At 61.5% G+C, this 21,897-nt stretch carries 23 protein-coding genes; 14 read left to right on the plus strand and 9 right to left on the minus strand.

Translation table 11 applies throughout. From position 1 onward, the window contains the following. Positions 1-13: 13 nt before the first annotated feature. Both FH975_RS11150 and FH975_RS11155 read left to right on the plus strand, forming a co-directional pair. A complete protein-coding gene (locus tag FH975_RS11150) occupies positions 14-430 on the plus strand; it encodes a Fur family transcriptional regulator (RefSeq protein ID WP_162321400.1) in 417 nt (138 codons plus the stop codon). Positions 431-437: 7 nt separating this feature from the next. Next, complete coding sequence (locus tag FH975_RS11155) at positions 438-1,175, plus strand: alpha/beta hydrolase (RefSeq protein ID WP_153078520.1); 738 nt, start codon at positions 438-440, stop codon at positions 1,173-1,175. Here FH975_RS11155 and FH975_RS11160 read toward each other — a convergent pair. The 6 genes from FH975_RS11160 to guaB1 form a co-directional block, all read right to left on the minus strand. Beyond that, a complete protein-coding gene (locus FH975_RS11160) occupies positions 1,130-1,999 on the minus strand; it encodes a metal ABC transporter permease (protein ID WP_153078519.1) in 870 nt (289 codons plus the stop codon). The genes FH975_RS11155 and FH975_RS11160 overlap by 46 nt on opposite strands. After that, positions 1,992-2,777: a metal ABC transporter ATP-binding protein gene (locus FH975_RS11165; protein WP_153078518.1), complete on the minus strand. Its 786-nt coding sequence runs from the start codon at positions 2,775-2,777 to the stop codon at positions 1,992-1,994. Before FH975_RS11165 ends, FH975_RS11160 begins: the two co-directional genes overlap by 8 nt. Next, positions 2,774-3,700: a metal ABC transporter solute-binding protein, Zn/Mn family gene (locus tag FH975_RS11170; protein WP_162321401.1), complete on the minus strand. Its 927-nt coding sequence runs from the start codon at positions 3,698-3,700 to the stop codon at positions 2,774-2,776. The genes FH975_RS11165 and FH975_RS11170 overlap by 4 nt, the downstream gene beginning before the upstream one ends. A 37-nt stretch (positions 3,701-3,737) precedes the next feature. Next, a complete protein-coding gene (locus FH975_RS11175; RefSeq protein ID WP_153078516.1) occupies positions 3,738-4,811 on the minus strand; it encodes a hemolysin family protein in 1,074 nt (357 codons plus the stop codon). Next, positions 4,808-6,196, minus strand: a complete 1,389-nt coding sequence (locus FH975_RS11180; protein WP_162321402.1) for a hemolysin family protein — start codon at positions 6,194-6,196, stop codon at positions 4,808-4,810. The genes FH975_RS11175 and FH975_RS11180 overlap by 4 nt, the downstream gene beginning before the upstream one ends. A gap of 139 nt (positions 6,197-6,335) precedes the next feature. Continuing rightward, complete coding sequence (guaB1, locus tag FH975_RS11185) at positions 6,336-7,817, minus strand: GMP reductase (protein WP_153078514.1); 1,482 nt, start codon at positions 7,815-7,817, stop codon at positions 6,336-6,338. A 126-nt stretch (positions 7,818-7,943) separates the two neighbouring features. Here guaB1 and FH975_RS11190 point away from each other — a divergent pair, with 126 nt between their 5' ends. Together FH975_RS11190 and FH975_RS11195 are read left to right on the plus strand one after the other, a co-directional pair. Next, entirely contained in the window at positions 7,944-11,816 is a 3,873-nt protein-coding gene (locus FH975_RS11190; RefSeq protein ID WP_153078513.1) for a multifunctional oxoglutarate decarboxylase/oxoglutarate dehydrogenase thiamine pyrophosphate-binding subunit/dihydrolipoyllysine-residue succinyltransferase subunit, read from the plus strand. Next, positions 11,816-12,433, plus strand: a complete 618-nt coding sequence (locus tag FH975_RS11195; protein ID WP_153078512.1) for a GDSL-type esterase/lipase family protein — start codon at positions 11,816-11,818, stop codon at positions 12,431-12,433. The genes FH975_RS11190 and FH975_RS11195 overlap by 1 nt, the downstream gene beginning before the upstream one ends. Before the next feature lie 46 nt (positions 12,434-12,479). On the opposite strand, the gene FH975_RS17090 is transcribed toward FH975_RS11195, so the two are convergent. The 3 genes from FH975_RS17090 to FH975_RS11205 form a co-directional block, all read right to left on the minus strand. Further along, positions 12,480-12,554: a 50S ribosomal protein bL37 gene (locus FH975_RS17090; RefSeq protein WP_373868394.1), complete on the minus strand. Its 75-nt coding sequence runs from the start codon at positions 12,552-12,554 to the stop codon at positions 12,480-12,482. A gap of 88 nt (positions 12,555-12,642) precedes the next feature. Further along, positions 12,643-12,918: a mycothiol system anti-sigma-R factor gene (gene rsrA / locus FH975_RS11200; RefSeq protein ID WP_153078511.1), complete on the minus strand. Its 276-nt coding sequence runs from the start codon at positions 12,916-12,918 to the stop codon at positions 12,643-12,645. Then, positions 12,918-13,550, minus strand: coding sequence for a sigma-70 family RNA polymerase sigma factor (locus tag FH975_RS11205; RefSeq protein ID WP_153078510.1), 633 nt, complete (start codon positions 13,548-13,550; stop codon positions 12,918-12,920). The genes rsrA and FH975_RS11205 overlap by 1 nt, the downstream gene beginning before the upstream one ends. Before the next feature lie 169 nt (positions 13,551-13,719). Between FH975_RS11205 and FH975_RS11210 the strand changes: the two genes are divergently transcribed. Genes FH975_RS11210 through FH975_RS11255 form a run of 10 tightly spaced genes read left to right on the plus strand, consistent with a single transcriptional unit; the run spans position 13,720 to position 21,883 of the window. Further along, positions 13,720-14,361 (plus strand): DoxX family protein, encoded by a 642-nt coding sequence (locus FH975_RS11210; protein WP_153078509.1) that lies wholly within the window; start codon positions 13,720-13,722, stop codon positions 14,359-14,361. A gap of 41 nt (positions 14,362-14,402) precedes the next feature. Next, positions 14,403-15,737 carry a 3-phosphoshikimate 1-carboxyvinyltransferase gene (aroA, locus tag FH975_RS11215; RefSeq protein WP_328821867.1) on the plus strand — a complete coding sequence of 445 codons (1,335 nt, stop codon included), beginning with the start codon at positions 14,403-14,405 and terminating at the stop codon, positions 15,735-15,737. Continuing rightward, positions 15,734-16,810: a ribosome small subunit-dependent GTPase A gene (rsgA, locus tag FH975_RS11220; RefSeq protein ID WP_153078507.1), complete on the plus strand. Its 1,077-nt coding sequence runs from the start codon at positions 15,734-15,736 to the stop codon at positions 16,808-16,810. Before aroA ends, rsgA begins: the two co-directional genes overlap by 4 nt. A 9-nt stretch (positions 16,811-16,819) precedes the next feature. Continuing rightward, the gene (gene hisN, locus FH975_RS11225; RefSeq protein WP_153078506.1) at positions 16,820-17,641 is read left to right on the plus strand and encodes a histidinol-phosphatase; all 822 of its coding nucleotides are present in this window, start codon (positions 16,820-16,822) and stop codon (positions 17,639-17,641) included. Between the two features lie 25 nt (positions 17,642-17,666). Beyond that, a complete protein-coding gene (locus FH975_RS11230; RefSeq protein WP_162321404.1) occupies positions 17,667-18,581 on the plus strand; it encodes a metal ABC transporter solute-binding protein, Zn/Mn family in 915 nt (304 codons plus the stop codon). Between the two features lie 7 nt (positions 18,582-18,588). Continuing rightward, positions 18,589-19,320: a metal ABC transporter ATP-binding protein gene (locus FH975_RS11235; RefSeq protein ID WP_162321405.1), complete on the plus strand. Its 732-nt coding sequence runs from the start codon at positions 18,589-18,591 to the stop codon at positions 19,318-19,320. Continuing rightward, entirely contained in the window at positions 19,317-20,180 is an 864-nt protein-coding gene (locus FH975_RS11240) for a metal ABC transporter permease (RefSeq protein ID WP_162321406.1), read from the plus strand. The genes FH975_RS11235 and FH975_RS11240 overlap by 4 nt, the downstream gene beginning before the upstream one ends. A gap of 41 nt (positions 20,181-20,221) precedes the next feature. Further along, positions 20,222-20,941 (plus strand): metal-dependent transcriptional regulator, encoded by a 720-nt coding sequence (locus FH975_RS11245; protein ID WP_162321407.1) that lies wholly within the window; start codon positions 20,222-20,224, stop codon positions 20,939-20,941. Positions 20,942-20,963: 22 nt separating this feature from the next. Further along, positions 20,964-21,482, plus strand: a complete 519-nt coding sequence (locus FH975_RS11250; RefSeq protein WP_162321408.1) for a fluoride efflux transporter FluC — start codon at positions 20,964-20,966, stop codon at positions 21,480-21,482. Beyond that, the gene (locus tag FH975_RS11255) at positions 21,479-21,883 is read left to right on the plus strand and encodes a CrcB family protein (protein WP_153078500.1); all 405 of its coding nucleotides are present in this window, start codon (positions 21,479-21,481) and stop codon (positions 21,881-21,883) included. The genes FH975_RS11250 and FH975_RS11255 overlap by 4 nt, the downstream gene beginning before the upstream one ends. Positions 21,884-21,897 lie beyond the last annotated feature (14 nt).

Here is a 21,897-nt window from a genome sequence, read left to right on the forward strand (position 1 = left end):
CCCTTATCGCACCATGAGCACAAGCATCTCAACTACTCAGACGAAGGGCAGATCCACCCGTCAGAAGCGTGCGGTGTGGGCTGTCCTGAGCGAGCTGGAGGATTTCGTCTCCGCTCAGGACCTCCACCGAATCCTCAGCGACCGCGGTGAAAAAGTCTCCCTTGCCACGGTCTATCGGGTGCTGCAGGCCCACCAGGAAGAGGGCCTGCTCGACGTCTTACGGCCCGATGATGGCGAAGCGATCTTCCGGTTATGCGCGGGCCAGGAACACCACCATCACTTGGTCTGCCGCAGCTGCGGGCTCGCCGTGGAGTTTGAGGCACCAGATATGGAGACCTGGGTCAGCAAACTGGCGGCTGAGAACGGGTTCAATGAAGTCCGGCACACGCTAGAGGTCTACGGACTCTGTCAGAACTGTTCCGCCACGTAGGCCGGCAGTGAGCACGACGAGGGTCCGATCCGCAGGCGCCTTGGTGATCCACGGCTTCACCTCCACGGTGGAGTCGATGCGGCCTGTCGCGGAGGCAGTGGCTGATGCTGGCTATGAGGTCGAGCTGCCGCTGCTTCCCGGACATGGAACTCATTGGCAGGATCTGGCGGCGACTCCGGCCGAAGCCATTCTCGATGCGGTATCTGAGGCCTATGACCGGCTATCCGCACGCTGTGACGTCATCGTCCCGGTGGGCCTTTCCATGGGAGGGGCCCTGGCGCTGTGGATTGCCGCGCAGAAGGAGGCTGCGGGCTGCGTCGTGATCAATCCCGGTCTGCGTCTGACGCCCGGCACGGGTTTACTGACCAGAGCCCTATGGCGATTCAAACCCACAATCCCCGCTATTGCCGGCGATATCGCCAAGCCCGAAGTGGTTGAGGAGGCCTATCCGCTCACTCCGCTGCGCGCGGTGGGAGAACTGAACCGGATCTTCGCCAGAGCTCGGGCTGAGCTGCCGATACTGTCAGACCGGGGCACTCCGGTTCTGCTGCTGCGCTCACCCATCGACAATATTGTCGGTTCGGCCTCGTCAACACTGTTGAAGCGGCGCGTGCCACAGACCCGTGAGGTGATTCTGCGGCGTAGTCGCCACGTTGCTCCACTTGATCATGATGCCGAACTGGTCGGCCGACGCACCGTTCAGCTCATTGCGGCGGCCGCTTCGGACGAGATGCGCGCGCGCTGACGCCTACCCACCAGCAGGCACACCACATAGATCAGGAAGCTGATGGTGGTGATGTACGGACTGATGGGAACGGTACCCATGATGGCGATCATGATCCCGGCAACGGCCGAAAACAGGGCGAACCCGCAGGAGAGCAGCACCACGATCAGCGGACGGCGAGCGACTTTCAGCGCCGCCGCACTCGGCACCACCAGCAGCGCCAGCACCAGCAGTGCGCCCACCACCTGCACGCTCATCGCCACAGCGCCGCCCAGCAGCACCATAAATACGATCGTCAGGATGTTGACGTGCACCCCGCGCGCCGCGGCAAGCTGGGGATCCACTGAGGAGAACATCAGAGGTCTCCATATGAGGATGAGGATGACGCTGATCAGCACCGCCACCGAGATCAGAGTCCGAGTCTGGATGTCGTCGACACCCACGATCTGGCCAGTGAGCAGCCCAAACTGATTTGCCGTCCGCCCCTGATACAGGTACAGGAAGAGAATGCCGAGTCCCATGCCGAAAGGCATCAACACAGCCGTGACCGCACTGACTTCGCGATCGCGGATGCTCAGGACGCCGATCAGTGCCGCCGCGGCCACAGCACCGAGGGTCGAACCCAGCACCACATCCAATCCCATCAGCAGAAACAGTGCCGCACCCGCAAAGCTGATCTCAGCGATCCCGTGAACCACCAGACCGGCTCGGCGCAGATTGATGAACACGCCGATGATTCCGCCCATCAGTCCCAGAACTGCCGCAGTCAATACCGAGTTCTGCACCAGCGCAAAGAGTTCCCAGTAGTTGTCAGTGCTGAACGATGAGGCAATCCGCTCAATCATGGTGAACCCCTTCGGAATGCTCGCCCATCACAACGAGCCTGCCCTTATGTTCGATGACCTCAACCGGTGATTGGTACAGCTCGGAGAGCACATCTGAGCGCATCACCTCCTGCACAGTTCCCATCCGGTGGTCGCCTCGGGCGAAATACAGGACCCGGTCGACGTGCTCGATGACCGGATTGATCTCATGGGTGACGAACACCACTGCGGCCCCACGGTCCACAGCCTGGCTGCGAATGAGTTCCGTGATGGCGCGTTGGTGATTGAGGTCCAGGGAATGCAGTGGTTCATCGCACAGCAGCAGTCCAGGGTTGCCGGCCAGCGCCTGAGCCGCCCGCAGCCGCTGCTGCTCCCCACCTGAAAGTAACCCCACGGGCCGTTGGGCATAGTCTGTGGCCCCGACCTGTTCAATGAGCTCATCGATACGGCTCCGCGCCCGCCGAGTGACCCATGGAAGGCCGTATTTGTGACCTTCCAGCCCTAGTGCCACGAGGTCCCGGGCGCGCAGCGGAGTTTCCAGTTCGAGTTGGTGGTGCTGCGGAATGTAACCCACCTGGTGGGAGCCTCGCCGCACAGGCTTCCCCAGTACCTCCGCGTTCCCGGAGTTCAGCCGCTGCAGGCCGAGCAGTACTTTCAGAAATGTGGACTTTCCGGCACCGTTGGGGCCCAGGACGGCTAGGAACTCACCGCGCTCAAGTGAGAAGTTCACGTCTGACCAAAGAGTCCGAGCCCCGAACCGGACGGTGGCGGCGTCCAGTCTAAGTGCTGGCTCGGTCAACGGATCTCCTGCAGGGCGTTCTCAATAATGTCGATATTTGCGTCCATCCAATCGATGAACCCGTCAGCGTCCTCCGGAAGGGTCTCAGTGAATTCGACCACGACTGCGTCAGCATCCTCAGCGGCGTCACGGATGCGTGCGGCTTGCTGTGTCTCCGTCTGGGGGTTGAAGGACAGGATGTCGATCTCCTCAGCCAAGTCCAGCGCCTCTGAGTACAGGCGCGGGGAGACGTCGTCGCCGTGTTCTACGGCGTTGAGAAACTCCAGAGGGGTGAGATTGTCGAATCCAGTGTCGTCGAGAAGGAAACCGCTGACGGCCTCAGTGGCGAAGTAGCTCAGTCCGTCAGCATCGAGTGCACGGTTGCGCTCAGCGAGGTCGTCGATCTCTGCAGCCAGTGCCTCAGAATTCTCTGCGTAGTATTCAGCGTTCTCAGGGGCCAGCTCACCCAAGTGGTCGCCGAAGTCGAGGACGAATTCGCTCATCCGGTCCAAGTCATACCAGATGTGCTCGTTCTCCCATGTTCCGTCAAACTCGTGGCCGTGGGTGTTCTCCCCTGGGATCAGCTGGTAGACCTGATCCTCCTTGTCCGCAGCGGAGGCCAGCAGCGTGATGAAGGAGTCGTAGCCGCCCCCGTTGGCGATGACGACATCTGCGTTTTCCACTGCCAGGCGGTCCTGCGGAGTGGCCTCATAGGAGTGCGGATCAACTGCAGTGGAGTCGACCAGCGGCTCAACATCCACAGTGTCCCCCGCGATGCCCTGGACCAGGTCGGTGTACACATCAATCGAGGCCAGGACCGTCAGTCCTGTGTCCTCAACACCGGCGTCATCAGCCTGCGGAGCTGTGCCTGATTCCTCAGCTCCACAACTAGGAATCAGCAGGAGGCCGGCGCAGGCAGCAGCGGCAAGAGAAGTTTTTCGCATCCCTCCACAGTACATTTGTTGCAAACTGTTCTCAAAATCAGGCGTTGTCCACTGAGTGCTGCCTTCGGCTGTCGCGCGCCTGGGTGATGTCATGAATCTCTCCGACGAGAACTTCCAAAATATCTTCCAGAAAGAGGATGCCCACTGTCATGCCAGCGTCATCCATCACACGGGCCAAGTGTGAGCCTGAGGCCTGCATCGCAGCGAGACAGCTGTCGAGATCATCATGGGTGCGCATATTGCCCAGAGAGCGCACTACGGTGACCGGCACCGGGGAGCTCACCGACGCCTCCGGCAGCGCCATGACGTCCTTCAAATGCAAGTATCCCGAGTAGGTTCCGGAGTCTGACTCGACCACGAATCGTGAAAAGCCGGTGCGCCCTACGGCTTTCTCAACTTTCTTCGGCGTCACATCCTGGGGCACGGTGACAAGCTCCTGCACGGGAACCATAATTTCCTCCGCAGTGTGCTCAGTGAAGTCCAGGGCACCTGCGATGATGCCGGCGTCGTCGGTGACGGTTCCGCCACGTTTGGACTCCGCCACAATCGATTCCAGCTCATCCAGTGTGAAAGTCGATATCACCTCATCCCTCGGAGTTACCCGGAAGGCCCGAAGCACGAGGTTGGCAAAGCTGTTCAGCATCCAGATCACCGGCATGAAGACCTTGTACAGAAGCACCAGAGGCGGGGCCAACAGCAGCACCGCACGGTCGGCCACAGAAACCGCGAAGTTCTTGGGCACCATCTCGCCGAAGGTCACATGCAGGAAACTCACCAGCATGAGCGCGACCACCAAACTGACCGCGTAGCTTGCGGCATCTGGAAGTCCCAGCGCTTCGAACGGGACAGCCAGCATATGATGAATCGCCGGCTCGGCCATCAGCAGCAGCAGCAGTGAGCAGACGGTGATTCCGAGCTGAGCAATGGCCAGCATCTGGCTGACATGTTCCATGGCGTAGAGGGCTGTTTTGGCACGCTTTGAACCGGCGTCCGCTTTGGGCTCAATTTGGCTGCGCCGGGCAGAGAGTACCGCGAACTCACCGGCAACGAAGAATGCGTTACCGCCCAGCAGCACCACCAACCAGACCAGTCCGAAAAGATCCGAAGTCATCGCCCACCGGTCCTCTGCCGTTCGGCGCGTTCCTCCGCCAGCTTCTGGACGCGTTCAGCATGGGCCTCAAGTGCAGCTCGCCGAGACTCGACGTCGGGGATGAACTTCACCCGGTCGATGCGCCGGCCGTCAATGCCGACAACCTGCAATCGTCCGGCCGTGAACTCGACCTCATCGCCCAGAGCAGCCACCCGGCCCAGCTCATACAGGATGAATCCGGCGACCGTCTCATAGGCGGAGTCTTCAGGAATGTTCAGCTCAAGAATCTGCGAGTTGATCTCATCGGGACGCATCAGGCCGGGGAAGTACCACTCTCCCGAGGCGGACTGCAGGACACCTGGAGTCAGTGCGTCATGTTCATCAGCGACTTCACCGACGATTTCCTCCACCAGGTCCTCGAAGGTGACGACACCTGCGGTACCGCCGTATTCATCCTCGACCACCGCGATCTGCAGCGGGGCTCGCCGGAGCTCGGAGATCAACGCATCCAAGTGGATGGTCTCCGGCACCCGGGTCACCTCACTCATCAAGGTGGCGGCCACCAGAGGTTTACGCTTGCCCCGAGGGACTGCCACGGCCTTCTTCACATGGACGGCCCCGCGCACCTCATCGATCCCAGACTCCCCCAGCACAGGAAAGCGTGAGTGTCCGGTGCGTCGGGCTGTGACGATCAGTTCATCGAGTGAGGCGTCGGCATCGATGGTGACCATACGTGGCCGCGGAGTCATCACATCTGTGGCCGTCTGCTCCGAAAACCGCAGGGTACGGTCCAAGAAGGTCGCAGCCTGCTCGTCCAATGTGCCGAGGCTCGCCGAGCGGCGCACCATGGCAGAGAGCTCTTCAGGCGTGCGAGCTCCAGAGAGCTCCTCTTTGACCTCGAGGCCAAATCGGTTCAGGACCTTATTGGAGAAGCCGTTGAGCACGATAATGAGGGGCTTGAACACCGTGGTGAACACCAACTGGGGACGTGCCAGCGCCCGGCCGATCCTGAAGGATTCCGCGACCGCGAGGTTCTTCGGCACGAGTTCGCCTATGAGCATGGTGGCCAGTGTGGCAATGAGCATTGCGACGAACAGTGACACACCGAACGCCGCGGCATCCGGGACACCGACCGCTTCAATCACCGGTCTCAGGATGCTCCCCAGTGCTGGCTCGGTCACATAGCCGATCAGCAGAGTGTTGAGCGTGATGCCCAACTGACAGCTGGATAGCTGAGTGGACAGGGATTTCAGGCACTTCATCAGCGGAACCGCGCGCTTGTCACCCAGGTCGATGGCGCGCTGCACTGTGGGTTGGTCAAGCGCCACGAGGGCGAATTCGACGGCCACGAAGAATCCGTTGCCGAGAATCAGCAGGATGCCGACCAGAAGGAGGATCCACTCCACTTACTGGAAGCACCTCCGCGGAGAGCTGATGAGAGAGAAAAAGTCAGTCCGGTGCGAGCCGGGTTGTCGATACTCCATAAGGACTCAGATTCTACACCGCCATCGCGGGGATGAGCACCCGCACAGAACACCCCTGGCGTTACGTCCAGCCGGTCGGAACGGGTTTGCCCTCTTCATATCCTGCGGCTGACTGAACTCCGGCCACAGCGCGCTGTCTGAACTCCTCCTGGGTGCGGGCGCCAGCATAGGTGAAAGATGACCGAACCCCCGCTGTGATGGAGTCCATAATGTCCTCAACTCCGGGACGGGCCGGGTCCAAGAACATTGTGGAGGTGGAGATGCCCTCTTCGAACATCCCCTTGCGCGCGCGCAAGAAAGCGGACTCTGCAGAGGTTCGGTGCTGCACAGCACGGGCGGATGCCATGCCGTAGCTCTCTTTGTACCGTCGGCCATCAGCGGCGGTCAGGAGGTCACCCGGGGATTCGTAGGTACCAGCAAGCCAGGAGCCAATCATGACCTGAGACGCACCGGCGGCCAGCGCCAGGGCGATATCCCGCGGGTATCGCACTCCCCCGTCGGCCCATACGTGGGCACCCAGCTCACGGGCGGCGGCTGCGCATTCCAGCACGGACGAGAACTGCGGACGGCCTACGGCAGTCATCATGCGCGTGGTGCACATTGCGCCAGGCCCCACTCCGACTTTGACAATGTCAGCGCCAGCTTCTACCAGCTCGCGGGTACCTCCGGCGGTGACAACATTGCCGGCGACGACGGGCACCGTGCGCGAGCTGGATTCCACCGCGCGGCGCACTTCAGTGAGCGCCTCGATCATTTTCTCTTGGTGCCCGTGGGCGGTATCGACCACCAGCACATCGACGTCGGCTTCCAGGAGTGCCTCGGCGTTGGCGCGCACGTGGCCATTGATGCCCACTGCGGCTGCGACCTTCAGCCTCCCGGACTCATCCAGATTAGGGCGGTAGATAGTCGAACGCAGGGCACCGGCGCGGGTGAGCACGCCAAGCAGCTCCCCGGAGGATGTGGTCACCGGAGCGTAGTTCGTTCCAGCGGCCTCCATGGCAGCGAAAGCCGGCTCAAGGGCAGCAGCTGAGGCGGCGTCGTCGTTTTTGAAAAGATCCTGGTGAGTGAACTGCACCTGCGGCATACGCATCACGGAAGCAACCGAGGAGAAGCGGTCCACTCCCACCGTGTCAGCGGCTGTGACCACTCCAGCCAGCTGACCTGCCTCGTCCAACACACACACGGCACCGTGATTGCGCTTGTCAAGCAGGTGCAGCACATCGAGAGCGGTATCCGCCCCGGTGACTTTCAACGGCGTCTCCAGCAGGGGGTGACGGGTCTTCACCCAATCGGTGACCTCCCGGATGATTTCGGTCGGCACATCCTGCGGAAGCACCCCGAGGCCTCCGCGGCGGGCCATCGTCTCGACCATGCGTCGCCCTGTAACAGCTGTCATATTCGCGGCGATCAGTGGGGTTGAGCTGCCGGTTCCGTCACCTGCTGAAAGGTCCACGTCAAAGCGCGAAGACGCCTGAGAGCGCGACGGAATGAGGAACACATCCGCATAGGTGAGGTCGTAACCGGGGTCATTCATCAGTTCCATCACGGACACGATACCGCGAACGGTGGCAACTCCCAGCAGAAAGTCACTATGCTGGAGTGCGAATGATCCACTGAGGCACGACGCTGTGCCCGGCAACCAGATCACAATGGAAGAGGCGTATCCACAGTGCCAGAGCTAACGTCCAGCCGTCTCGCGGAAGAATTTCCCGGCAATGAATGGTTGGTCGCCGACATATATGACAAGTACCGCGAGGACCCTGACTCGGTAGACCGCAAATGGGCGGACATCTTCAAGAACCTGGAGTCAGAGTCCACCAACGGTGCCGGCGAGAGTACCCAACAGGCTGAGAAGCCTGCGAAGAAGGACGCCGCCACGGCCGAGAAGGCACCTAGGGACAGCGTCGATTCTGAGCCCACGGCGAGCAATCAGAAGCCGCCGAAGGACGAGACCACCCCCGCGACCGCGAAGCCCGCGGAACCGGAAAGTGCGCAGAAACCCAAGGGTGAGAAGACCTCCAAGACGGAGACGAAGCCGCAGGCTCCGAGCCAGCCTGCCACCCGTAGGGCCGACCCCACGCGTCCTATTCCTTCAGAACCCTCCGCAGCCGAGGCCTCTGAGAGCAAGAAGGAAAAGCCCAAGGAGGACGAGCACAAGGTCCTGAAGGGCATTTCGAAGGCGATCGCAGCGAATATGGACGCCTCTCTGGAGGTTCCCACTGCCACCACGGTCCGGGCTGTGCCTGCCAAGCTGCTCATCGACAACCGCACTGTGATCAACAATCACCTCAAGCGCACTCGGGGCGGGAAGGTTTCCTTCACCCACCTGGTCGGCTTTGCCATGCTCAAGGCACTGCGGGAGCACCCGTCAATGAACGTCACCTATGACGTCATCGACGGCAAGCCCACCGCTGTCCACCCGGCACAGGTGAACTTCGGGTTGGCCATTGACATGCCGCGGCCGGACGGCACCCGCGCACTGATCGTGCCGAACATCAAGGGAGCCGAAGAACTCAGCTTCACCGATTGGTGGGCCGCCTATGACGATCTGGTCAAGCGGGCCCGGGACAACAAGCTCACCCCGGGTGACTACTCCGGGACGACTGTGAGCCTGACCAACCCCGGCGGCATCGGAACGGTCCATTCAGTTCCGCGGCTTTCCAAAGGCCAAGCCGTCATCGTCGGTGTCGGCGCTCTGGAGTACCCGGCGGAGTTCCAGGGTGCCTCAGAGAAGACGCTGAACAATTTGGCGGTCTCCAAGGTCATCACTCTGACCTCCACCTATGACCACCGTGTGATCCAGGGCGCTGGCTCCGGGGAATTCTTGAAGACCATTCACGAGCTGCTGCTGGGCAGAGATGATTTCTACGAGGAAATCTTCGAAGCGCTGCGCATCCCCTACCAGCCCATTCACTGGTCGGCTGACATACAGGTCAATCCTGAAGAGCAGATCAATAAGGTCGCTCGGATCCAGCAGCTCATCCACTCCTACCGGGTCCGGGGGCACCTCATGGCCTCAGTGGACCCCCTGGAATACAAGATGCGCGCCCACCCGGACCTGGATATCGAAAACCACGGTCTGACCCTGTGGGATTTGGACCGAGAGTGGCCCACAGGTGGCTTCGGCGGCAAGCAGTCGCTGCCGCTGCGGTCCATTCTGGGTGTGCTGCGTGACACCTATTGCCGCAACACCGGCGTCGAGTACATGCACCTGCAGTCCCCCGAAGAGCGGCATTGGTTTCAGGAGGAGATCGAACACCCCTACACAAAGCCAAGCCGCGACGAGCAGTTCAGGATTCTTGGACGACTCAACTCGGCAGAGGCCTTCGAAACGTTCCTGCAGACCAAATTCGTGGGGCAGAAGAGGTTCTCTCTCGAGGGCGGCGAGGCGCTCATTCCGCTGCTTGACACCATCCTGTCCGGGGCAGCCGATGAAGGCCTCGACGAGGTCGCTATCGGCATGGCTCACCGTGGCCGGCTCAATGTGCTCACCAACATTGCCGGTAAGACCTACGCCCAGGTCTTCCGCGAATTCGAAGGCCGCGAAGCGGGCTCCAGCTCAGGCTCCGGAGATGTGAAATACCACCTGGGCACGCGAGGCTCCTTCACCTCCGACCGAGGAAACACCACCCGGGTCTACTTGGCCGCCAACCCTTCACACCTGGAAGCCGTCAACCCAGTTCTCGAAGGTGTAGTCCGCGCTATGCAGGACCGTCTGGACCGCGGTGCGGATAACCTCAACAGTTTCTCGGTGATGCCACTGCTGATCCACGGCGACGCTGCCTTCGCGGGCCAAGGAGTCGTGGCAGAGACGCTGAACATGTCGCAGCTGCGCGGATACCGCACAGGTGGCACCGTGCACGTGGTGGTCAACAACCAGGTCGGTTTCACGACGGCGCCGTCTGCGGCGAGGTCCATGACCTACTGCACGGACATGGCGAAGGCCATCCAAGCCCCGGTGTTCCACGTCAATTCAGATGACCCCGAATCCGTAGCCCGGGTTGCTCAACTGTCCTTCCGCTACCGTCAGCGGTTCAACAAGGATGTTGTCATTGACCTCGTCTGCTACCGACGCCGTGGTCACAACGAGGGTGACGACCCCTCGATGACTCAGCCCAAGATGTACAACCTCGTGGAGGCCAAGCGCACTACCCGCCGGCTCTACACTGAGGCGCTGGTCGGACGTGGCGATATCACCCAGGAGGAAGCAGACCAGGCACTGGCGGACTACCGTCAGCGGCTGGAACGTGTCTTCACCGAAACGCACGCTGCTCAGACTCAGCCGGTCTCCACCGTCGAAGCGAGTGGCGGGTCTTCAAACAATGAGGTTGCCCCCACCGCTTCGCAGGAAGAGGACGAAAAGCCGGAACGCTCGCCAGATGACACCGCCATCAGCAGTGAGACGCTGGCACATATCGGTGAAGTGCACACCAACATTCCAGAAGGCTTCACCCCGCATCCTAAGCTGAAGTCACTGCTGGAGAAGCGCGCCAAGATGACCCGCGAAGGTGGTATCGACTGGGGGTTTGCGGAGATCGCAGCCTTCGGTTCACTGCTGATGGAAGGAATCCCTGTCCGGATGTCCGGTCAGGACTCCCGTCGCGGTACATTCGTTCAGCGTCACGCTGTCTTCCACGACCGCGCAAATGGTGACGAGTGGTATCCGCTGAAGAACCTCACCGATGACCAAGGCCGGTTCTTCATCTACGATTCACACCTCTCCGAATACGCCGCCCTCGGGTTCGAATACGGCTACTCCGTGGAGAATCCCAGTTCCCTGGTGCTCTGGGAAGCTCAGTTCGGTGACTTTGTCAACGGTGGCCAGATCATCATTGACGAGTTTGTTGCGACTGCGGAGCAGAAATGGGGCCAGCGCTCCTCGCTAGTGATGCTGCTTCCGCACGGATATGAAGGACAGGGCCCGGATCACTCCTCAGGACGCCCGGAGCGTTTCCTGCAGCTGTGCGCTGAGGACAATATGACAGTGGTCATGCCCTCAACAGGTGCCAATGTCTTCCATCTGCTGCGTCGCCAGGCTGTTGCACGTCCTCGCCGCCCGCTGATCGTGTTCAGCCCCAAACAACTGCTGCGCCTGAAGGCTGCTGCGAACTCGGTGGAGGATTTCACGACTGGTACTTTCCAGGAAGTCATCCCCGACCGGGACGTTGACCCCGCAAAGGTCAAGAGGGTGCTTGTGGTCTCCGGCCGGTTGTACTACGACCTCGTCGCCAAGCGCACCAAGCATGAGGACGAGACCACCGCCATCGTGCGCCTGGAACAGCTGTATCCCATGCCGGTGGAGACGCTCCAAGCCGAACTCGATAAGTACACCAATGCCGAGGCCTTTGTTTACGCTCAGGATGAGCCAGAGAACCAGGGTCCGTGGCCGTTCTTCGGAATGAACTTTGCCCCTCGAATGTCTCAGGATTTTTCTTTGGTGGCACGGTCCGAATCTGCGGCCACATCGGTGGGTCAGGCTAAACGCCACGCCAAGGAGCTGGACACGCTGCTCTCGCAAGCCTTCACGCACTTGGACCTGTGATGGAGGGTGACACGCTTCCGCGGAGGGTCCGATTAGTGGCCGTCGGCGACGAGCTGCTGACCTCTGCTGCGGATCCGCGGGCTCTGGGCTGGCTGGGCCGGGTGTTGTCGAAGACGCCACTTGAGGACATCCAGCTGGAGCCTTATGTGCTGGCGGTTCCCGGGGAGGGCGTCGAAGCGCTCTCCCGACGCTGGGAGGCGGAGGCTGCTTCACGTTTCGGTCCGATCGCCGGAGAAGACGCCGTCGAGCGGTACCTACTGGTGACCCTCAATGACAAAGATCTCCGCTCGGCGTCCTCCGCGCGAGCTCGGCTGAACTTGGCCAACATTCTTGACCGGGCTTCCCAGCAGGGAATCAGATGCTTCGTAGTGGGCCCAGTACCGGGACTCGAAGAGGATCACAACAGGCGCATCGGTGAACTCAACCGCGCCTATATGGATGTTGCCGAGCGCCGAGGTCACACCTACGTTGATGTCTTCACCCCTCTGGTGGACCACGCTCAGTGGCGTACCGACCTCACCGCCAACGAGGGTCGACCCGGTCAGGCAGCGTTCGGCCTCATTGCATGGCTGGTCCTCCACCGTGGATGGCACGGCTGGCTGGGGGTTAACGAGTAAGGCTCCACCAGCATTCACTGGTGGAGCCTTACTCTGCTGGTGACGCTCAGGCGTTTGGCCGCTTGCCGTGATTGGCGCTGTTCTTGCGGCGTGCCTTGCGTTTACGTCCACGCTTACCCATAGTGGACTCCTTTCGTTGACAACCCGAGCTAGTTTACAGGACCGGGCCCAGGGCTGGGGAAAGCCACAGCACCAGGGCCTGGCTCAGGTCAGTGCCGGGCTTCGATTTTGATCTGGCTGATCCGTTGGATAATGGTCAGCTTCAGCGTCTCAGGGGCCTGCTCAGTACACGACCGTTTGACCACCGACCGGATCAGACATTCCAGATCGTAGTCTGAGGCGCACTCCGGACAGTCGCTCAGGTGGTTCTGAACTTCACCGATGTCGTCACGGGATAAGGCGCCGTCGAGATACTCGTAGATACGCTCCAGGCGTTCTACGGCCTCGGCCGTCGACTCACAGTCTCTGCAGTTCTCCGTGCCCATCAGCTCTCCTTCCCCCGCGTGAATCCTCGCTCGCGCGCGTACTCAGACAACAGACTGCGCAGTAGTTTCCGCCCCCGGTGAAGTCTGGACATGACCGTACCGATCGGGATGTTCAGAATTTCGGCGATCTCTTTATAGGCGAATCCTTCAACATCTGAGAAGTACACGGCCAAGCGGAACTCTTCGGGGATCTGCTGAAGGGCTTCTTTCACGTCGTTATCCGGAAGGTGATCCAGGGCTTCGGCCTCTGCCGACCGCAGTCCAGAGCTCGTGTGCTCAGCAGCCTGGGCCATCTGCCAATCCTCTACAGTGTCCGTATTGGCTTGCAGGGGCTGGCGCTGCTTCTTCCGGTAAATGTTGATGTACGTGTTTGTCAGGATCCGGTACAGCCACGCCTTGAGATTGGTGCCGGGCCTGTACTGGTGGAAAGCCGAATAGGCTTTGGTGTAGGCCTCCTGAACCAGATCTTCAGCATCCTGGGGGTTGCGGGTCATCCGCATCGCAGCCGAGTACAACTGATCGACGTACTGCAACGCCTCGCTCTCGAACCTTGTTCGTCGCGCAGCGTCTGTCTCTGCGGAGACGTCGATCTCCTCGGACAGGGTGGAAGCAGGGGCAGGGCGCTCACTCATCACATCTGAGTCTACGCCCACCGCCTGATACTTCGCGGGACGGTCTAGTACTGCGACATTCATGCTAGTCAGAACCACGGCGAAGGCTCCCACATTCCTGACCACTTGATAGATTAGTGTTGGACAAGCGTTTTTACGCGCGGGATTCCCGCCTCAAGGAGGAACTAGCATGACTCTGATCCGCAAAATTGCCCGGCCGCTGCTCGGCGCAACCTTCATCTACGACGGCGTGGAGAAGCTGCGCAACCCCGATGAAGCTGCGCAAGAGCTTTCACCCGCCTTGGACGAGCTCGCCGGCTTAGTCTCACAGGCTGATCAACTCGCTGCGAAACCTCGGCTCACCGCTCAGGTGATCGGCGGCGTTCAAGTTGCTGCCGGCGTGTCATTGGCATTCGGAAAGTTCCCCCGCGTAGCTGCACTGACCCTGTGCGGGGTTCATAAGCTCAACTCTTACGCAGAGTTTCGGTCGGCGCAGCTTCAAGCCGCAGGGGATGAGGTCGCCCAGCGGAAGACGCTGCTGAAGAACATCTCAATCCTGGGTGGATTGAGCCTTGCCGTGGTGGACCTGGACGGCAAACCATCCTTGGGCTGGCGAGCAGAGCATATCTCCAAACGCGCCAAGAAGAAGGGCGCGAAGTTCGGCGACAAGACCCGCAAGTGGGCAGAGGATCTGGGCGACGACGCCACCAGCGCGCTCACCGCCTGGGAAAAAGACGCCAAGAAGAACTTCAAGAAGGCTGAGAAGCAGGCAAAGAAGGCTGTGAAGTCCACAACCGCTGAAGCACGGAAGGCAAAGGACAAGGTCTCCTGAACCGACTTCAGATTCCGTTGAAGGACCACCACCGGAACACTGTGAACGCTGGGCTAGGCGCTGGCGGGCACTCCAGCGGCTGGGATGCACCCTTCGCAGACTCACCCGTCAGCGGAGAAGCAACTGTTCCTGCGTCAAAGTCCCTCACGAACAGGTACTTGCTGCTCGCAGCACTTGCCGAGGGCCCCTCTGTTGTGGTGAACCCCCTCGAATCCCGTGATTCGGCGCTCATGCTCGCGGCTCTGGAAGCCCTGGGCGCTCAGGTGGAAGCCATCACCGACTGGGAGGGATCTGGGGAGAACGCAGTTCGGATCACTCCGTTCAGCCCGGGTACTGGGCCCATCACAGTCGACTGCGGGCTTGCCGGGACAGTGATGCGATTCCTCCCCGCAGTTGCGGCACTTTCACAGCGTCACGTGCAGTTCGACGGGGATCCTGAGGCGAGAGTGCGCCCCATGGGTGCCGTATTGGACGGTCTGCGATCTCTTGGGGTGCCCATTACCGAAGACGGTGCGCCGGGTCATCTCCCCTTCACCGTCAACTCTCCGCACGGGCTCAGAGGCGGTGAGGTCACGATCGACGCCTCCGAATCGAGTCAGTTCGTCTCCGGGCTGCTCTTGGCTGCCTCTCGTATGCCGGCTGGCCTGACGCTTCACCACGCCGGCACTCAGGTGCCGTCACTGGAACATGTGGAGATGACGCTCAAAGTCCTCGCCGACCTGGGAGTAGGAGTCAGCAGCCCCAAGCCGTTCACGTGGCGAATTGAGCCGGGGCCGATCCTTCCTTTCACCATCCGAATTGAGCCTGACTTGTCCAACGCGGGGCCGTTTCTGTGCGCAGCTGCAGTCACCGGTGGCGAAGTGACCATGCCCGGTTGGCCGCTGGAATCCACGCAGATTGGACGCCGCTGGCCACAGTTGCTGAGTGACTTTGGGTGCCAGGTGACTTTGGCCCCTACATCAGAAACTTCCGGTTCCCTAACGGTCAGGGGTCCGGAGCGGTTGACCAGCCCGGGGACGGTGGACGGCACCGCCGAGCTCACTCCAACGGTGGGCGCCCTGGCAGCCCTGTGCTCGGAAGAGACCAAATTCACCTCAGTGGGGCATCTGCGAGGTCATGAGACTAACAGGATTGCTGCACTGGTGAATGAAGTTCGCCGCCTGGGAGGAGCCGCAGAGGAGACGGACGACGGTTTTCGCGTGCTCTCCCCTGTGAACCGTGCAGATACTGTCCTCAGCTACGCCGACCACCGGATGGCTACCTTCGGAGCCGTACTCGGGCTTGCCGTCCCCGGTGTGGTGGTCGAAGATATCGGCAGCACAGCTAAAACGATGCCCGATTTCCCAGACCGGTGGTCCGCCCTGGTACAGGCATGAACCGCTGGGACTCATGGGATGAATCCCGCGTGCGCGTGCGGCCGAATAAACGCGGCTCCCGGCCACGGACTAAGGAGACTCCTGACTACTCTGATGCCGAGTTGGCCCGCGTTGTTCAGGTAGACCGCGGAAGGTACACCTGCTTCTTGGAAGCCCGAGGATCTGCGCCAGACCGGGTGGTCACCGCCATGCGCGCCAAGGCGCTTCGGCGCTCACCAGTAGTCCCCGGGGACATGGTGAGGCTGGTCGGCGACACGTCAGCCACCGCAGGCACTTTGGCCCGGCTGGTCCGGGTGGAGGAACGCCGCACGCTTCTGCGCCGTTCTGCCGACGACACCGACGAAGCCGAGCGGGTCATCGTGGCAAACGCGGATCAGCTGCTGATCGTGGTTGCCTCAGCCGATCCTGAGCCCCGCACAGGCTTTATCGACCGCGCCCTGGCCGCTGCCTACGATGCAGGGGTGGAGCCGATCCTCCTGATCACGAAGGCCGACCTGGCGGAAGACCCGACTGACCCAGCGGGCCTCGTCTCACACTACTTGGAGCTTGAATTCCCCATCGTCATCTCAGGCCACGAAGAGCAGCAGCAGCTCTCCCGTGTCACGCTGGATCGGTTGGGCGAACTGTTGGCCGGACAGGTCACCGTCCTCATCGGACACTCCGGAGTGGGAAAGTCCACCATGGTCAATGCGCTCACCGGCGCCGACCGCGCCACCGGCGGAGTCAACGCTGTCACCGGGCGGGGTCGTCACACCTCATCCTCAGCAGTGGCACTGCGGGTTGACCCGGACGGATGGGTGGTGGACACTCCCGGGGTACGCAGCTTCGGCTTGGCACACGTTCACCCTGATGCTGTGCTGGCAGCCTTCGAAGACCTCGTCGAGGGGTCCGCCTCGTGTGAACCGGGCTGTCTCCATGAGTCTCCGGCGGGGGGCTGCGCGCTGGATGCATGGGTGGAGCAGGGCCATGCTGGAGACAACGGGCCAGCTCGTCTCTCAAGCCTGAGAAATCTGCTCCACTCACTCTCCGGAAGTCCTGAGGATGAGAGGGAGAAACGCCTCGGCGCCCCGTAGAGTGAGGTCATGAGCCTCGCTTCCAGCCCCTACACCGAAGACCTCCGTCTGGCCCATATGATCGCCGATGCGGTTGATGCGAAGACTATGCAGCACTTCAGCCGGATGGACTTCACTGTGGAAACCAAGCCCGACCTGACTCCGGTGACCGTGGCAGACCGTGAGGCTGAGGAACTGATCCGCTCCCAACTGGCCAGGGCGCGCGGTCGAGACGCGGTCTATGGTGAGGAGTTCGGCGAAACTGGCTCCGGCCCACGTCGATGGGTCCTGGACCCCATCGACGGGACGAAGAACTTCATCCGGGGTGTTCCCGTCTGGGCGACGCTGATCGCCTTGGTCGACCATGGTGAGCCAGTGGTCGGGCTCGTCTCTGCCCCGGCCCTCGGGCGGCGCTGGTGGGCGGCCAAAGACGGTGGTGCCTACACCGGTAAGTCACTCTCAGCCGCCAAACAGCTACGCGTCTCCCAGGTCTCCTCCCCCGCTGATGCGAGCTTCTCCTACTCATCATTGGACGGTTGGCGTGATATTGACCGTCTCGAGCAATTCCTCGCTCTGACGGAGAGAGTCTGGCGTACCCGTGCCTACGGCGACTTCTGGTCTTATTGCATGGTGGCCGAAGGCAGTGTGGACATCGCCGCCGAACCCGAGCTAGAACTCTACGATATGGCTGCGCTGGTACCGATCGTCACGGAGGCCGGGGGCCAGTTCACATCCTTGGACAATGATCCGGGATGTTCAGGTCCCAATGCCCTCGCTACCAACGGGTTGCTCCACGCACACGCTCTGCATGCCCTCCATGCACAGCCGAACGAACCAACATTCGACTTTTAGGCATGACTAACTTTAGAGTGTAGGCATGCCGAAGTACCTCCTGACGATTCCTTGCATCAGCGCCCTTGCCCTCAGCGCCTGCGCCCAGGAAGAGGCGGACACCGATCACTCGCCCTTGGTGGTCACCACCTTCTCTGTGCTCGGTGATATGACCGAGAACATCGGAGGGGACAGAATTCAGGTGCGTTCCATTACACCCATCGGTGCGGAAGTACATGAATACGACCCCACCCCATCGGATGTCCAGGCGGCTGCCGATGCTGACCTCATCATTGAGAATGGTCTCGGCCTGGAGGAGTGGTTCGGCCAGTTCACCTCCCACTCCGAGGCGCCCACAGTGAGCGCCTCAGCGGGCATTGAGGCCCGCCCGATCACTCGACTTCCGGGGCACCCTGATGATCCAGGTGCAGGCTCCGACTTACCTACCGACCCTCATGGATGGATCTCAGCAGAACAGTCGATGACCTACGTGGACAACATTGAGGCGGCCCTGAGCGAGCTTTCTCCTGAGGACGCTGAGCACTTCTCGGAACGCGCAGGGAAGTACCGGCAGGAGCTGCAGCAGTTCGTCGATGAGTCCAGGGTCGCCGCCGCCGAACTCGCCGATCCTGTCCTGGTGACCTGCGAGGGAGCATTCGGATACTTGGCCGAGGACCTGGGACTCACCGAGCACTATTTGTGGCCGCTCAACGCCGAGAACGAAGGAACGCCACAGCAGGTGGAAGCGCAGATTCGCTTCGTCGAAGAAAACAGCGTGGAGACGATATTCTGCGAATCCACCGTCAACGATGCTGCCCAGGTCCAGGTCGCTGAGACGACAGGCGCTGAACTCGCTGGCCCACTCCACGTGGATTCACTGACCGACGCCGACGGTCCCGCACCGACACATCTGGAGCTCCTGGAACACACCACCCACACCATCTTGGGTAAGGCCGAGTGACCCACCGATGAGCACAGCGGAGACACCGGTTCACGTTGAATCGCTGACGGCGGGATACCCCGGAGTGACCGCGTTGGAGGATGTCAGTCTGCGCCTGAGTCCGGGCACGATCACCGCTCTCCTAGGAGCCAACGGGTCAGGGAAGTCCACGCTGTTCTCCGCACTGCTCGGTATGGTGCCCGCCGCTCAGGGCCGAATCAGCATTTTCGGCACGGATTCAGCAAAGGCACGACGCCGCAACCTGGTCTCGTATGTGCCGCAGCACGAACAGATTGATCCCACATTCCCCATCACGGTCGAACAAGTGGTCATGATGGGCCGGTACCCACATATGGGTTTCGCCCGCTTCACTCGGCCCGCTGATCGGGATGCGGTTGACCATGCGCTGGAGCAGACGCGGCTCATCGACTTTCGAAAGCGGTCAATCGGTGAACTGTCCGGCGGGCAGCGCAAACGGGCCTTCGTGGCCAGAGCGTTGGCACAGCTTGCTCCACTCATGCTTCTCGATGAGCCCTTCGCGGGCGTGGACCGCACCAGCGAACACCTCATCACGCACGTCCTGCGGAACCTCAGGACCGCTGGCACGACTGTGCTGATCTCCACCCATCACCTCGAGGGTGTGCACAGCCTGGCCGATGAGGTGATTCTGCTTCACCGCCGAGTCTTGGCGGCAGGACCGCCGTCGCAGGTACTGACCGACGAGCAGCTCGCCCAGGCCTTCGGGGAGGCCCTGTCATGATCGACCTGCTGCTTACGCCCCTGCAGTACCCCTTTATGCAGAACGCCTTGGCTGTGGCAGTCATCTCTGCAGCGGTCTGCGGCATGCTCTCCGCGTGGCTGGTGCTGATGGGCTGGTCGCTCATGGGCGAGGCAGTGGCGCACTCGATCCTGCCCGGCGTTGTTCTTGCCTTCCTCCTCGGTATCCCACTGGGTATCGGTGCATTCGTCTTCGGGTTAGCCGCCGTGGCCCTGATAGGAATTCTCAGTCAGACCACCTCGTTGAAGCGCGACACCACTATCGGTGTGGTGTTCACCTCTCTCTTCGCCTTGGGACTGGTCCTGATGTCAACAGTGACGACACAGACCCATCTGCAACACATCCTGTTCGGGAACGTCCTAGGCACCTCACGCATCGATCTCTATCAGGTGGGCGTGCTCGCAACTGTCACTGCCACCATTCTCCTGATCAAACGCCGGGACTTCACCCTGGTGGCGTTCGACCGGACCTACGCCCGGGCCATCGGACTGCCTGTGGGTGTGCTGACCGGGGTGCTGCTGATGCTGCTGGCCCTGACCACCGTGACAGCCCTGCAGACCCTTGGAGTGATACTCGTGGTTGCCGCACTCGTAATCCCCGGGGCTACGGCCTTCCTGTTGGTTCGGAGCTTTGGGGCGATGCTGGCGGTCTCCGCAGGGGTCGGTGCCTTCGCCGCAGTAGCCGGGGTCTACGCAAGTTATTGGTGGGATGTGTCCACTGGTGGAGCTATCGTTCTGGCCGCGACCGCCCAGTTCGCCCTCGCGTATCTGCTGTCTCCCAGACAGGGGCTGATCGCTCAAGCGTGGCGGCGTCGTCGTCCTGCACGGATTGTGGAGGTCTGAGCAGCCGCCGCCTGTGGCGACGATGCTGGCAGAATAGTCCTATGCCACGCACATCAGCTCAGGGCCGTTCGACCCTTCCCTCCAGCGGGGCGGCCGCACCGGCGACCACGTCGGTCGAGGACTACGCCAAGACCATCTACGGTTTGGCCGAATGGGAAGGTGCTGATGTCACGGCCAGCGCATTGGCGAAGACTCTAGGAGTGTCAAACCCGTCGGTGTCGCTAATGATCCGCAAGATGGCGGAGCAAGGTTTGGTCGACCACACCCCGTATGCTCCCGTCCGACTCACAGAACAGGGACGCAAGCTCGCGTTGGCTATGGTGCGGCGGCATCGGCTGATTGAGACGTGGTTGGTCCGGGAAATGGGTTATTCCTGGGATGAGGTCCACGATGAAGCGGAGCGCCTGGAACACGCCGTCTCCGAGACATTCATCGAACGCCTCGATGTCAGACTCGGACACCCCGTGACGGACCCGCACGGCGATCCGATCCCCACCAGGGAGCTGAGCCTGAGCTACCCGGAGACAACACTGCTCTGCCAGGTCCCGGCGGAGGTGGAAGTGCGGGTGGAACAGGTCGATGACAGTGTTCCGGCGGCATTGCGCGTGCTCGATGAGCAAGACGTGCCGATCGGTGCGCAGGTCACAGTAGTGGCCTCGGCCGACGGGAATGTTGTCATCAGCGGACCACACGGGGAACAGAACGTACCAATCGGACATGATGTCGCGCATGCCGTGCGCGTCAGTGTCACAGCCCGCTGACCAACGGTCTATCCTGTACCCCGTGCCCACAACCGAGGAAGAACCCGCACACGGATCAACCGGCAAACCAGATTTGCCGCTGCCCGCCATGCTCGCGTGCATTGCCGCCGCCGGTGCCTGCGGTGCGGTCTTGAGACTGCTGCTCATCGAGCTCTCCGATGAACAGTTCATGCGGTTTCCTTGGATCACCCTGGTGGTGAACCTCACCGGCTCAGGTGGGCTCGGTTTGCTCTTCGGGGTAGCCCACGCCTGGCCTCGACTCCCCGGCTGGACACTGCCGGTCGTGGGGACTGGTTTCCTCGGCTCCTACACCACCTTCTCCTCCGTGATTTTGGCCGGCACCTCGGTTCAGCAGCCGGACGTCTTCACCCAACTGGCCTCCGCTGAGGTGGTACCGCCGGAGCTGTGGGAAGCGGGGGCCTACCTGCTGATTTCCATGATTTTCTGCACGGCTGCCGCTGCTGCGGGCATTACAGTGGGCCGGGCCATCTTCGGCTATACGCGTGAGGGCAGCGCTGCGCCTCAGGAGGACAACGCATGATGATGCCCGAACTCACCATTGCCGTAGTGGCAGCAGGAGCACTCGGTGGCGCCGTTGGGGCCATCGCTCGCTTCCTGCTGGACCGTTATCTGCGCGCCGGGATACTCCTGGCCAACACTATTGGATGCTTATCGCTGGGCGTACTGGTCGGGATCCTCAGCGCTTTCGCTGCCGACAGCGCCGGTGGCGATCCGGCAAGCTGGCAACCACTCGTGGTGGGGTTGCTGGCCCTGGGGTTGACCGGCGCCCTGAGTACGTTCGCGACTGTCTCCCTGCGGGCTGCCCAGCAGTGGATCGCAGGTTCCCGCTGGATGGCCGTGGGAATGTGGACTGTTCATGTGGTCTGCGGCGTCGCTGCAGCAGTGGCTGGTTTGGCTATCGGGTGGCAGTTGGCAGGTTAGTTCAACGGCAATGA

It is taken from the genome of Nesterenkonia haasae (genome assembly GCF_010119385.1).
Taxonomy (GTDB): Bacteria; Actinomycetota; Actinomycetes; order Actinomycetales; family Micrococcaceae; genus Nesterenkonia; species Nesterenkonia haasae.

Bases quoted from the DNA above. Each gene is read 5' to 3' on its own strand.
- FH975_RS11150 (WP_162321400.1), top strand. From the start codon at position 14: ATGAGCACAAGCATCTCAACTACTCAGACGAAGGGCAGATCCACCCGT.
- FH975_RS11160 (WP_153078519.1), bottom strand. From the start codon at position 1,999: ATGATTGAGCGGATTGCCTCATCGTTCAGCACTGACAACTACTGGGAA.
- FH975_RS11170 (WP_162321401.1), bottom strand. From the start codon at position 3,700: ATGCGAAAAACTTCTCTTGCCGCTGCTGCCTGCGCCGGCCTCCTGCTG.
- FH975_RS11175 (WP_153078516.1), bottom strand. From the start codon at position 4,811: ATGACTTCGGATCTTTTCGGACTGGTCTGGTTGGTGGTGCTGCTGGGC.
- guaB1 (WP_153078514.1), bottom strand. From the start codon at position 7,817: ATGGAACTGATGAATGACCCCGGTTACGACCTCACCTATGCGGATGTG.
- FH975_RS11195 (WP_153078512.1), top strand. From the start codon at position 11,816: ATGGAGGGTGACACGCTTCCGCGGAGGGTCCGATTAGTGGCCGTCGGC.
- rsrA (WP_153078511.1), bottom strand. From the start codon at position 12,918: ATGGGCACGGAGAACTGCAGAGACTGTGAGTCGACGGCCGAGGCCGTA.
- FH975_RS11205 (WP_153078510.1), bottom strand. From the start codon at position 13,550: ATGAGTGAGCGCCCTGCCCCTGCTTCCACCCTGTCCGAGGAGATCGAC.
- FH975_RS11210 (WP_153078509.1), top strand. From the start codon at position 13,720: ATGACTCTGATCCGCAAAATTGCCCGGCCGCTGCTCGGCGCAACCTTC.
- rsgA (WP_153078507.1), top strand. From the start codon at position 15,734: ATGAACCGCTGGGACTCATGGGATGAATCCCGCGTGCGCGTGCGGCCG.
- hisN (WP_153078506.1), top strand. From the start codon at position 16,820: ATGAGCCTCGCTTCCAGCCCCTACACCGAAGACCTCCGTCTGGCCCAT.
- FH975_RS11230 (WP_162321404.1), top strand. From the start codon at position 17,667: ATGCCGAAGTACCTCCTGACGATTCCTTGCATCAGCGCCCTTGCCCTC.
- FH975_RS11235 (WP_162321405.1), top strand. From the start codon at position 18,589: ATGAGCACAGCGGAGACACCGGTTCACGTTGAATCGCTGACGGCGGGA.
- FH975_RS11240 (WP_162321406.1), top strand. From the start codon at position 19,317: ATGATCGACCTGCTGCTTACGCCCCTGCAGTACCCCTTTATGCAGAAC.
- FH975_RS11245 (WP_162321407.1), top strand. From the start codon at position 20,222: ATGCCACGCACATCAGCTCAGGGCCGTTCGACCCTTCCCTCCAGCGGG.
- FH975_RS11255 (WP_153078500.1), top strand. From the start codon at position 21,479: ATGATGATGCCCGAACTCACCATTGCCGTAGTGGCAGCAGGAGCACTC.